This is a genomic window from Gilliamella sp. wkB108, from assembly GCF_001690195.1.
GTDB lineage: Bacteria > Pseudomonadota > Gammaproteobacteria > Enterobacterales > Orbaceae > Gilliamella > Gilliamella apicola_L.
Genome location: NZ_LZGM01000025.1, coordinates 15,114 through 28,137 on the forward strand (window position 1 = coordinate 15,114; position 13,024 = coordinate 28,137).

Sequence of the window (13,024 nt, forward strand, 5' to 3'; positions counted from 1 at the left end):
CCCTCATTTAATTAATAATCTTTTCGTAAGCTTGGATTCTCTTAAAATGCTTATCCTCATTACACTTAATTTTATTTAGCTTGAATAACACTAAAAAAATAATAAATAGGTTTCCTATAAGGAATGTAGTTAATACATTTAAAACATATTGAGTATTTTTTAAAAATGGATAAAAAAGAGGATATAAAGGTGTATAGAGCGTGATAATTAATCCAATACAAGTAATCAGTAATGTACGATAAAAAAAATTAGCATACGGTAATCTGTTTGAATGATTGCGGTAAAGTTTAATCTGTTCAAAAGCTGTCAGTAACCCTAGAATAAAAAGAAAAATAGGTAAAATAGTCGCGCTTGATGTCGAACCGATTAAAAAAATAGCCCAATAAAGATTCAAAAATAAAAAAAATGCTGTGGTATAACGAATCGCTAAAAACCGATTAAAATAGAGATTGGTTAAACTCATTTTTTGATGTCTTTTCAGATCTTTTGTCATCACTGTACTCATTTATCACCCTCTTAACTTTATTGATAGTTCATGATTTTTTTCATACAAAAATGACATTTCAATGGCAATTTCACGTAAAGTCATCGTAGTCATTAAATGATCTTGTGCATGCACCATAATGATTTCCATTTCAATTTTTGTACCATTAGCATAGTTTTGGAGCAATTCTGTTTGTGATTTATGCGCTTGTAATATTTCCTCATTAGCCTCTTCTAGTAACTGATTAGCTACAACAAAATCAGATCTTCTCATCGCATTAAATGCATTATGAATTTGTGTTTTAGCGTTACCGCTATGTAAGATAATATTAAAAGCAATCAATTGAATATCCTCTGTGGTCAATTTTTCATTCATTGCTATGCTCCTTTCTCAATAAGTTTTATAAAGTATTGTTTGAATTCAGCGAAGGTCTGACTGTTCAATATTTTTGCTTGAGTATCGAAATCATCAATCAAAGAAACAATTGCTTTAGTCATCATAGATAAATTCGGATTTTGATATATAGATGGAGAAATCATAAATATAAAGTGAACTTGTGGATATTTCTCATCCCAAAATAAACTTTTCGGGATAATGGCAATACCAATTTTAGATAATTTGCCAACTGGAATAGCTGGATGTGGAACCACAATGGTAGAACTAAAAAAAATTTCACCTAATGCCATTCGATTTTCCATTTGCTGTATCATTTGTTGTTTATAATCTTTTGCTTCATTTATTGCTAAACGATCAAGTAAATGATTTAAAATCTGTTCTTTGCTTTGCGGCTGCTGACAAATAAAAAAGTAATCAGCAGTTAAATCATCAATAATATGATCAAGATGAATGGATTGATCCTTTGGGTTTGATGTTATTAATGTTGAGAGCGGATCTTTGCGTGCAGAAATAAGTAAATTATGTGATGAAAGATATCGGCGGATTTTTTGTACATCATTTTCAGTCAAAAATACTGAAACTTGAAACACAGGGACTTTAAAAACTCTTGAAGAAAGATCAACAGAAGAAATAATAAAATCAATATCATTTAACATATCCGGATTAGTTTCATAATAACCTCGAGTAGCAACAATTTTGATCCTTTCATCAAATTCGCGTTCAACCCGATTTTTTAATAACTGAGCGCTACCCATTCCAGTTGCACAAATAATTAAAACCTTTGCTTTTTGCTCATTTTTTAGCTTTTCCATCGATGCCAAAAAATGTAAAACCAAATAACCCCATTCGCCATCATTAATCGTAAATTTATTCAACTGTGGTAATTGCTTGAAATAGTGTTTAACTAATGCAAACAGTTCATCATAATGACTTTTAATTTCGTCTAATAATGGATTTTCTAATTTAATATTTTGTTCTAAACGTACTAACATTGGTTTTAAATGTTGAATAAGACCATTTTTAAGTTGCTCATCTTTTAAAAAGAGATAGCCTGTTTCTTGTTGAATTTTAATCAATAAATTAGTTAATGATAAACTGAGTTCTGTATCAGATTCATATTGATTAAAATTTGATTTACTCATCAAATGTAAAGTTAAATACATTTGTTCTTCTTTTGGGAAATGAAAACCAATGACCGTCTCTACTCGATCAATTATCTTTTTAGCAACTTGATATTCCAACGTCATTTTAGCTGATTCTGGCAGATCAAGATTTTGCACGGAAAGTCCGGATTGTAAACGTTTAATACTTAATGACAAATGTAATACAATGTTTTGAATCATCACATCCGATAACTTGATATGCGCTTCCCGACATTCATCCAGAATGATAATAGTTAAAGTATCAAAACTGATTGCTTGGCAGAATTTATTAAAATAAGTTAATCTTTGTAAAAAATTTATTGATTCCTCATGAAAAAAATAACTCATAATGAAATGTCGTTTGGCTCTTTCTTCGCCTTCAACCCAGAATAGTGATTTATTTCTTTTTAGTGTTAATTCATAAGGTAATAACTGGTTTTTTATTTCATTAATATCTTTATTCAATTGCGAAGAACTAATAAATAGCCGTTCGGATAGTTCTTCAATATCAATTGCTTGACTTTCTAATAATAGTAGATTGAGTAGATAGTGCTTTCTTTCACTGACGCCCCTATATTGTGACTGATCTTCATTTCTATCTAAAAAATGATGTTCAATTAAGAACAAGTCAAAAGCGGTTCTATCTTTGATTTGTAGTTGATAGCCATAACCTTGTTTACTAACAAGAACCCCACCATTATTTTCAATAACTTCTTTTAAATCTTTGAGATAGGTTCGAACTGTGCGATCGGATAGTGATAATTCTGTAGCAAGCTCAATACTGCTTCTAAATGAATTTTTAGAACGAACAAGTAAACTAATTAGCTCGCGTTGTTTATTTTTTATCATTTTATCCATACCTGTAACGATTAAATAGATATTTTTAATATTCTTCTGTAAATCTTATCGTCACAATTCGATAAGACTTTACACATAGGCACCACGACATAAAAAGATATTTTCATGGCGCCTAAATCAAAATTTAGTACAGATAGTTAATCACCCTTAATTAATATTCTCATCAATCAGTTTGGCTAATTGTTCAATACCTGATTGAATTGGTATATAAGCTTGAAAAGGTATACTTACTACCGGTTTCCCCACTTCATCACCAATTTTTTTTAATTTATCGAACATCATCATTGTTTGTGGACTAATTAAAAATAGTGAAAAATCACTATTTTTAATCATATTACTACCTTCTGTGGCTGATACTGCATCTACAGAGATTGCTTTATCTTTGCTAGCTAAATACTCGGTGACTTTTTTAGCCATTAATGATGATGACATACCAGCTGCACAAATAATTAACGCTTTTTTCATAGATTCTCCTAACTATAGTTAAGCTTTATAATTTTTCACCATTCGATTCGATGACTTTCTTAAACCATGCAAATGAATCTTTTCGACTACGTTTCAATGTCCCGTTACCTTTGTTATCCTTATCTACATAAATAAAACCATAACGTTTTTCCATTTCTCCCGTTCCAGCAGAAACTAAATCAATGCAGCCCCATGGCGTATAACCCATTAAATCAACACCGTCCTCTTCAACTGCTAATTTCATTTGTTTAATATGTTCGCGTAGATATTCAATGCGATATAAATCGTGAATACTACCGTCATTTTCGACTTTATCGTAGGCTCCAAACCCATTTTCAACGATGAAAAGAGGTAATCGATACATGTCGGTTAACCAATTTAATGTGTAACGTAAGCCTTCCGGATCGATTTGCCATCCCCAATCAGATTTTTTAACATATTGATTACCAATCAAATCGGTTTTTTCGTTATATTCATAATTATCATTATTTGCTTTTTTACGAATTGCATTCGACATGTAATAACTAAAACCAATATAATCAACAGTTCCTTTTTTTAGGGTTTCCAAATCTTGTTTGGTCACATCTAATTTAAAATTTTTACGTTGCCAATATTTTTTAATATGATTTGGATACTCACCATGCACATGCACATCAGTAAAAAAGTATTTTCGTTCCATCACCTTTTGTGCCATTAAAATATCACTTGGTTTACATGTTTCCGGATAAATAGGTACAACGGCAATCATGCATCCTATCTGAAAATCAGGATTAATCGCATGACCAATTTGCACAGCTTTAGCACTAGCAACCAGTTCATAGTGTGCTGCTTGATACATGATTTGTTCACGATTATCACCTGCTTTATAGTAAATACCTGAATTAGTAAACGGTGCAAAATCTTCATCAAAATTGGCTTGATTATTTATTTCGTTGAATGTCATCCAGTATTTAACTTTAGTCTTATAGCGTTCAAAACAAACCGTTGCGAAACGTACAAAAAAATCAATCAATTTTCGATTACGAAAACCACCATACTCAGTAACTAAATAATAAGGTAATTCGAAATGAGAAAGTGTAACTACGGGTTCAATATTGTATTTTAAGCATTCATCGAAAAGCTCATCATAAAACTTTAAACCTTCTTCATTTGGTGCCAACTCATCGCCTTTAGGAAAGATACGAGTCCAAGCGATTGATGTTCGAAAGCACTTAAAACCCATTTCGGCAAATAGCTTAATATCGTCTTTGTAATGATGATAAAAGTCGATAGCTTCATGATTTGGATAATACTGACCAGCAACAATCCCTTCTGTTATTTTACGATAACTTTTAGGCGATCCAACCGTCATTACATCAGCAACACTCATTCCTTTTCCACCTGATTGCCAAGCTCCTTCTAACTGATGTGCAGCAACTGCCCCTCCCCATAAAAAATCCTTTGGTAAACCTTTGTTATTCATAATTCAGTACCTATGTTTATTGAGAATTTAAAATTAGTATAAAAGGCAAAAATAAGAATTACTAATCTACTTTTTCCGTATTGATAAGGAAAATATGAGTACATTAAAGCATTGTATTTCCCTAGAAAGACCTTTAATCAACAAAATGAATATTGCTTAATAAGAGAGAAAGAAGTGATTAAAATAACATTTGAAAATGAGGCTTGATTAGAAAAAATATCATAAAAAAATACAATTAGTTATTTACAACTTATTGAAAGATGTTTTCAACATCAAAAGATAACAACTTGAGGGGCCACTTAGCATAAAAAATAGTTAATTTTAGATAAATTGTTCAAATCCATTAACATATTTAGGGGGACTAAATTCGATAATATCATACGGAGCAATTGCATGAATATAAAAAGGATCATTTTGCATTATTGCTAGCGCTTATTCTTTATTCTCTGCACAACAAAAAATCACCCCACCAGTACGGGGTACTTTACGTACCGGATACAATAAAATGTCCTGATTGATAATGATTTTCAAGATAATCAATATGCTGCTGTTAATACTTGTCAACTTCACTGAGTGGCTTGAGATAAGTTAGTGTAAATATAAACATAATAAATCCCCATTCATCAACTACAAAAAAACCAACAGTAAGTTGGCTTTAGTCATAGCTATAATAGTCAAAAAATGTTCTATTTTGGTTGCCATTTACCATTAGTATCTTTGTGATAAACCTTTTCAACCGCTGACCAGGCAACTCTAAAAGCAATTTGTTCTGGCGAACTATTATCACGTCGTTTTTTTGGATCTTGATACTCTTTAATAGCATTATTAAAAGCTTCTTTAAAAATATCTTGCGCGTGTTCTGGTAATACATGGCGAACTGAATCAGGTAAATCATCACGTGTTTGATAAGGCATATAACATTTCCTCTATAAATTAATCATGCATGGCTGAAAATTTAAAATGGTAATAGTTAAAACTGCTACAAGATCAAAAATACGTTTCAAATTTAACCTTTTTTCATAAAGAAAACAAATTTTTGTTTCTTTGAATAAAAAAAGCTATGATTTTGTAGTAACTAAACGATGAGTAATATTTAAACCACAAAAGAAATGCATTAGCTATAAAAAAGTAAAAATAGTAATGTGCAAATTACCTGTATAATTATCAAATTTTTAATACTCAAAACTGAGTATTTTTTAGTTATAATTATTTTTCTATTTTTAATTAGATTATCACAATGAAATTAAAGGAAAACAATTCAATGATTAGAAAAAACATGTATTTATTCAGTCATATTATTGTTATGACATTAACGCTATTATCGTTACCCGCTCTCGCTGACAACTCCTCAGACAAAATAGATTCTATTATACAAAGTAAAGTCAGTTTACAAAAAGCAAGAGCAGGTTTTAAAACTAAAATAGTTAATCCCAAAGTTTATGATGAGCAACCACCTATCCCACCTAAAGATATTTTCTCATTAGTTTATTATCCTGCCAAAGACGGTAAAATGTCAGCTTACCTTACACCAGATCCTAAAGATGGGAAAAAACATCCAGCAGTAATTTGGATCAGTGGCGGATTCGGCGGTCAAGGAGATGATTTTTGGTCCCCTGCTCCAAGATCTAATGATCAAACTGGTAGCGCTTTTCGCAAAGCGGGATTGATTCTTATGTTACCTAGCTTCAGAGGTGAAAGTGGCAATCCTGGGCTAGATGAAATGTTCTTTGGAGAAATTGATGATCTAGAAAAAGCTCGTCAATTTTTAGCTTCTCAACCTTATGTCGATGCTAATAGAATTTATCTGGCAGGACATAGCACTGGGGGAACGCGAGTTTTACTTGCTAGCGAACTTTTAACCAAATTCAGAGCTATTTTCTCTTTAGGTGGAGTGAGTGATATTAAAAAATGGTGGGGAGATAATGATTTATCATTTTTTCCATTTGATACAACTAATGACAAAGAATTTTGGCTTAGATCACCCGGTTATTTCATTGAATCAATCAAAACACCAACCTTTTACTTTGAAGGCGGAAAATATTTTGACAAAGACTTTTATGCACTAGCCTCTGTTGCAAAAAATAAAAATATTCCTTTTTATGCAAATGAGATTAAAGGTGGTGATCACTTCACTATTATCTATCCAGTAACTGAACTAATCAGTCAAAAAATAATTAATGACACTGGCAAAAAAACAAATATCACTTTTACTCAAGAAGATATTAAACAAATAGAAGAATCACTTTAACTTCAAATTAAAACAGACTAACCCATTTTATTGGTTAGTCTGAATTACGTTTATTGATTTACATCCACCACAAAACGACCTTTTATTTGACCCGTCATCATTTTATTGGCGGTATCGACACACTCGTTCAAAGTTATAGTATTACTAATATGATCGAAAACTTTACCATCTAAATGGTGTGCCAATAAATCCCATGCTGCAATACGTTTATCGTAACTTGCCATTACACTATCAACACCTGATAAAGTTACTCCTCGTAGGATGAATGGTGCTACCGTTGACGGGAAATCCATACCTTGTGCAAGCCCACAAGAGGCGACAATGCCGTTATATTGTGTTTGCGCACACACATTTGCTAAGGTATGAGATCCTACAACATCAACCGCCGCTATCCATCGCTCTTTTTGCAATGGTTTATTTGGCTCTTTTAATGTTTGGCTTTCAAGGATACTCACTGCACCTAATTGATGTAAATAATCTGCATCATCTATTTTACTGGTTGATGCGGTTACTTGATAACCGAGTTTTGCTAGCAAAGCGATTGCAATTGAACCAACACCACCACTTGCACCGGTAACTAATACCATGCCTTGATCAGGTTTAACGCCAAAATCAATAATCCGTTTTACACATAACGCTGCTGTGTAACCAGCTGTACCGATTACCATAGATTGATAAGCAGTCAGGTTACTCGGTAAAGGAATCAGCCAATCAGATTTTAAATAAGCATATTGCGCTAAACATCCCCAATGGGTTTCACCACAACCCCAGCCATTTAAAATAACCATATCACCTTTTTGGTAACGACCATTATGACATTCAATAACAACACCTACACCATCAATTCCAGGTACCATTGGCCAATGCCGAACAATTGGACTTTTATTGGTTAAAGCTAATGCGTCTTTATAATTAATACTTGAATATTGAACTTGTATTAAGGTATCCCCTTCTTGAGCTAACAACTGTTGTTTATTGATGTTTTTTAATGAACAAGAAAAACCGGTTGTTTCATCTTTTCCTAATAAAATTGCATTGAATGACATGAATACTCCTTATAATTTTTCGTAATCTGAATGTTAGTTAATAACATTATAGGTGAATGATGTTGAAAGCTAATAGTTCATTTGCTATTCACTTTGTAGACGGACAGTCTAAAATTATAGACTAATTGTCTACTAAATTACAATATAAAAATAATTAATAAATTTATGGAATTAGATAATAAAGTAAACAACTTATTAGTTTCGTAAATTCAATTCGTTATTGCATAATATGATAAAGAGATTGTCACCGCACAATAAGGATAATTAAGATTTTCTGGAATTTTTTACTTACTTATACTATTTAAAAATAGCTTAATAAAAATATCCATAGGTGTAGATTTTTTAATTAATTTACTGCGGGTTACCGCCCCTTCCCAACCAATCCAAAAAAATTCTGCCAACTCTTTGCAGTTATAATCTGATGCAATATCACCCAATTTCTGCGCTAGCAATAAACATTTTTCTATTTTAGCTTGCCAGTTTTCTAAAATCTGCTCCAAGATAAGTTTATATCCATCAGGCAATAAGGATTCTTCTTGAATTAGTTCCCCAATCAAACAGCCCCGATTAAAATCATATTTTGCCATGCTCTGTTTTGCATCTTCGTAAAAAGCAAAAATTCTTGATAATGGAGAATTGATTAACTCATTAGTCAAATGCTTATCTAATTTATAAGCAAAAAAACTATCATAGCTTGCAATAATTGCTCGTCCAAACTCTTCTTTACTTTTGAAGTAATAGTAGAATGAACCTTTGGGAACACCTACTTTCTTTAAAATAGTTTCAATATTTGAAGAGATATAACCATATGTCGTCATCAACTCTACTCCACTGCGAATTAATGCAGTTTTAGTATCGTTACCTTTTTTAGAAAGTGAATGGACAGGTGTATTATGATTAGCAAGCATATTTATTTAGATCCTGATATTTACAGGTATAACTATAATTACAAACTACAAATAATAAATAATCATAATAGTAATAGCAATGATAATGTTGATTTAGATGATGAGCATGATAATTTTTAAGATTATTATGCTCATTATAATGATTAGCCCCATGAAATCTTAAGTGTTTATAAGCCTGTTGATAATATAAAACACTAGGATTATTGATTACTTGTTGTTATTTGTTTCTTCTGTGTCGCAGCAGAGACCGCCCCAATAAAGACCACATCACTTGAAGAGTTTAGTGCTGTTTCAACCGAATCTTGAATAACCCCGATCGCAATGCCGATACCTATCACTTTAGCTGAAATCTCATTAGGTATACCAAACATACTACAGGCAACAGGAATAAGCAATAATGACCCTCCGGCAATACCTGATGCACCACAAGCACAAACAGATGTGACAATACAAAGTAATACCGCTGAATAGATATCTACGTCAATATGCATAGAGTTAACAGTAGCTAACGTCAAAACCGTGATAGTAATTGCCGCACCTGACATATTGATAGCTGCGCCTAATGGTACTGCAACAGAATAAGTATCTTCATCCATTTTTAGTTTTTTACAAATTTCCATATTTACTGGGATATTAGCAGCGGAACTTCGTGTAAAAAATGCAGGTATGGCACTTTCTTTCAATGAAGTAAAAACTAATGAATAAGGGTTTTTACGCATCACTAAATAGGCCAATAATGGATTAATAATCAAAGCAACAAATAACATGCATGAAACGAGAACAACTAATAAATGGGCATATTTAAGTAACTCTCCAAATCCAGTTTCAGCTAAAGTTGAAGCAACTAATCCAAATACGCCTAAAGGGGCAAAACGGATAATGATTCGTACAATAAAAGAGATAGCATAAGATAAATCATTCATCATGGTTTTAGTTGTTTCACTCGCATGCCTCAATGCCAAACCGATTCCAACCCCCCATATAATTAAACCAATATAGTTAGCATTTACCAGAGCATTAACCGGATTATCAATCATCTTATCTAATAACGTTTTTAATACATCACTGATACCATTTGGCGGCGTTAACTTACTTTGCATAAGGGTTTCACCAAATGAAATTTCTGACGGAAAAACAAAACTAACTACGGTTGCTAATAACGCCGCCAACATCATTCCAGCAAAATAGAGCGTCAATAATGTTTTCATATTCGCTCGTTTGCCCTGTTGATGATTAGATATTGATGCAATTACTAAAATCAACACTAAAATTGGAGCAACAGATTTTAAGGCATTAATAAATAATCCACCAAGCAATGACATACTTAATGCATAATCTTTAGAAACCGCAGCAAGAATAATACCTAATATTAAACCTAAAAAAATCTGTGGTATTAATCCCACTTTAAAATAAAGGCGAATCAAAGGATGCGACGAATGAGTCATAATATTTCCCTATCTATTTAAATAAATAAGTTTGAAACAGTAACATACTTCAATATCATGTTTGTAGAAAATAATGAGTATCATAATGTTTTTTTATATGACACTATCGATAATTATTAAGTTTAATTACTCTATAATGCTTTAATATAAATAATAACTCATTGATACCCATAGTTGAGGATAGGCAATAATTTTAATGCTCATTATTTGCATTAATTTATTATCAAAAAACAACTTGTTAAATGTATTAAAAAAGTAGCGGTTAGTCTTTCAAGTAACAATGAAATCCAATCAAATTGAGATAATAATGCTAAAAAATACCGTTATCGTGTACAGCCTTAATTATTTCTACATTATGCTCAATCACATCCCAATGTTCAACTAACTTAGCGTTTTCAATACGATAGATATCACATACTTTATTAATAATACCATTAGCAAGAGTACATTTAAAAAACACATAAACAAAATTATTATCACTACTTATATTGATAAATTCAATTTTGGGGTTGAGTTTTATAAACTCTTCAATAAATTTAATAAATCCTGCTCGACCGGTTGCTACTCTTGGATTATGCTGAATATAATCTTCTGCAACATAATCTGCAATTTTAGCTAAATTCCCTTCTTCAAAAATATCTTTATAAAAGTCTTTGACTAACTTTTTATTATCCATAAATTCACCTAATTCGATTTAATCAGCAACTATCTTATCAAATTATTTTTTTCTTGTAACCCAACAAGCATCATCAATGCCATTGGTATGATATGAGTATATCTTATTGTTTTATATGATTTATATTTGGTTAAAGTTAATTTTTGACTATTTTGTTTATCCAAATAAAATATGGAATAAGACTAATCTTAAAAAAATCTAAAACATGTAAAAACTGTTAAGATTTCGAATAAAAAAATGCAAATAAAACTAAAAAAAAATTGATGCTGAATAAACTAGAATAAAATTGAGGTAAGAGTATGCGATCCGGTGCGACTTCAAAAATAGCTAAATTTTTAAAATATTTTGTGATTACTGGAGTTATTGTTGTCTTTAGTTTAATTTTTATAACACTATTTATCACATTAACCAAACATAAAGAAAAATTTAACGGTGCAAAAGAAATTAGCCGCACTAATTTTCTCATTTTTAAAGGTCAGGTGTTTGTTACTATCGCAGGTGCTGGTAATTTTTTAGTCGTTGGTGCAGATGCTAATACACTTAGCCCGATTGACACTAAAGGATACGTCCCACAAATTGCTAAAGATAAAAATCATATTTTTTGTGGTAATAAGGCAATACCGTTGCTTAACCCAAATGAAATAATATCTAGCTTTTATGGTTATATCAATGACCGTCACCATGCTTATTATTGTGATTATTCAACGTTAAATACCGATATTTCTATATTTGAGCAATTCACAGATTTGTATAAAACCGAGTTTGATGAAGATAAACCTCTAACTTATCATAATAAATTAGTTGATTTAAAAAGCCTTTCTCCCACTTCCTTAACGAGTATATTTTTTGCTTATGCTAAAGATGATCAGGCTGTTTATTATAAAGGTCAAAAAATACCCAATGCAGATAGCAATACAGTAAAAACAGTTAATCAAACCATTCTTGGATCTTCAGATCAAGTCAGTCTGGATTATATACAAGATCAATTCCATATCTTCTACAAAGACAAACAACTATTAAACGCACGTCCAGAAAATACTAAAATTTACCATTTGGACGATAGTCATTTTGATTATGCCTATGATGAATATAATGATCAGTTTTTCATTTATGATATGCCCTTTCCGCGTACGATTGAAACAAGCAAAGCTTATAATCTTTATTTAAAAACAACATTACAAAATGATATCCCAATCGATAAAATGCTGACACAATATCAAACCGATCATTTAAATTTTTTAAATTTAAGTAATCATCATACTTATCATGAGCTTTTCTATAATGATCAAGGGATTTTTTACTGGGATTCATCAACACAAAAATTAAGTGTGGCATGCCCAATTCCTTTTGATACTAAGACAGTTAAAGCACTCAGTAATGGATTTATCGCTGATCAAAAAAATAGTTATTTTTTGGAAGCAGTCGAAATTCGACATAACAGTCGTTACAATAAAAGAGTTAAATATATTGAAACAGTGATGATTAAACTTGCGAATATTTCTGCAAATTCTTGGCAAAAAATAACGGAAATTCGTAATGAAAATCAATCATATTCGGAAGGGGTTTTATGGAAAACAGGTAATGATTACTATTTTGAATCTAGTAACAATAAGAATAATTTCTATGAATCAACACTTTATAAGGTTAAAAACGTCGATTTATTATTATCAGGTAACTATCGTAATTTAAAAAAAGAATTATTACTTCCTATTACAAACCAACCGATCGCTTGTGTTGCTAAGACTAGCTTTTAATTAAAATAAACTTAATAGGATATCAATTAAATTTTATAATGAATTAATGGATTATATAGGTTTTGCAAATTAATCATCTATTAATTAATCAAGTAAAAATATCTTATCAATGATGTCATTTTATAATTACTTCTTCATTT

12 protein-coding genes are annotated in these 13,024 nt (G+C 31.1%); 2 read left to right on the forward strand and 10 right to left on the reverse strand.

Features of this window, described 5'->3' with window-relative positions; translation table 11 throughout:
* Positions 1 to 7 precede the first annotated feature (7 nt).
* From A9G11_RS03625 to A9G11_RS03655, 6 genes are all read right to left on the reverse strand, one after another.
* Positions 8 to 505, reverse strand: a complete 498-nt coding sequence (locus A9G11_RS03625) for a hypothetical protein (protein WP_065618176.1) — start codon at positions 503 to 505, stop codon at positions 8 to 10.
* 3 nt (positions 506 to 508) lie between these two features.
* Positions 509 to 859: a PTS cellobiose transporter subunit IIA gene (locus A9G11_RS03630; RefSeq protein ID WP_065618177.1), complete on the reverse strand. Its 351-nt coding sequence runs from the start codon at positions 857 to 859 to the stop codon at positions 509 to 511.
* A 2-nt stretch (positions 860 to 861) separates the two neighbouring features.
* Positions 862 to 2,871 (reverse strand): BglG family transcription antiterminator, encoded by a 2,010-nt coding sequence (locus A9G11_RS03635; RefSeq protein WP_065618178.1) that lies wholly within the window; start codon positions 2,869 to 2,871, stop codon positions 862 to 864.
* A 156-nt stretch (positions 2,872 to 3,027) separates the two neighbouring features.
* Positions 3,028 to 3,345 carry a PTS cellobiose transporter subunit IIB gene (locus A9G11_RS03640; RefSeq protein WP_065618179.1) on the reverse strand — a complete coding sequence of 106 codons (318 nt, stop codon included), beginning with the start codon at positions 3,343 to 3,345 and terminating at the stop codon, positions 3,028 to 3,030.
* Between the two features lie 25 nt (positions 3,346 to 3,370).
* The gene (locus A9G11_RS03645; RefSeq protein ID WP_065618180.1) at positions 3,371 to 4,807 is read right to left on the reverse strand and encodes a 6-phospho-beta-glucosidase; all 1,437 of its coding nucleotides are present in this window, start codon (positions 4,805 to 4,807) and stop codon (positions 3,371 to 3,373) included.
* Positions 4,808 to 5,493: 686 nt separating this feature from the next.
* Entirely contained in the window at positions 5,494 to 5,721 is a 228-nt protein-coding gene (locus tag A9G11_RS03655; RefSeq protein WP_065618181.1) for a ChaB family protein, read from the reverse strand.
* A 347-nt stretch (positions 5,722 to 6,068) separates the two neighbouring features.
* On the opposite strand from A9G11_RS03655, the gene A9G11_RS03660 reads away from it, so the two are divergent.
* A complete protein-coding gene (locus A9G11_RS03660) occupies positions 6,069 to 7,055 on the forward strand; it encodes an alpha/beta hydrolase family protein (protein ID WP_065618182.1) in 987 nt (328 codons plus the stop codon).
* Positions 7,056 to 7,105: 50 nt separating this feature from the next.
* Here the strand turns inward: A9G11_RS03660 and acuI are convergent, their stop codons facing one another.
* The 4 genes from acuI to A9G11_RS03680 form a co-directional block, all read right to left on the reverse strand.
* Positions 7,106 to 8,101 (reverse strand): acrylyl-CoA reductase (NADPH), encoded by a 996-nt coding sequence (gene acuI, locus A9G11_RS03665; RefSeq protein WP_065618183.1) that lies wholly within the window; start codon positions 8,099 to 8,101, stop codon positions 7,106 to 7,108.
* Positions 8,102 to 8,385: 284 nt separating this feature from the next.
* Positions 8,386 to 9,009 carry an acrylate utilization transcriptional regulator AcuR gene (gene acuR, locus A9G11_RS03670; RefSeq protein ID WP_065618184.1) on the reverse strand — a complete coding sequence of 208 codons (624 nt, stop codon included), beginning with the start codon at positions 9,007 to 9,009 and terminating at the stop codon, positions 8,386 to 8,388.
* Between the two features lie 200 nt (positions 9,010 to 9,209).
* A complete protein-coding gene (sstT, locus tag A9G11_RS03675; RefSeq protein ID WP_065618185.1) occupies positions 9,210 to 10,454 on the reverse strand; it encodes a serine/threonine transporter SstT in 1,245 nt (414 codons plus the stop codon).
* Between the two features lie 310 nt (positions 10,455 to 10,764).
* Positions 10,765 to 11,130: a nuclear transport factor 2 family protein gene (locus A9G11_RS03680; RefSeq protein WP_065618186.1), complete on the reverse strand. Its 366-nt coding sequence runs from the start codon at positions 11,128 to 11,130 to the stop codon at positions 10,765 to 10,767.
* A 299-nt stretch (positions 11,131 to 11,429) separates the two neighbouring features.
* Here A9G11_RS03680 and A9G11_RS03685 point away from each other — a divergent pair, with 299 nt between their 5' ends.
* Entirely contained in the window at positions 11,430 to 12,884 is a 1,455-nt protein-coding gene (locus A9G11_RS03685; protein WP_065618187.1) for a DKNYY domain-containing protein, read from the forward strand.
* Positions 12,885 to 13,024: the final 140 nt, after the last annotated feature.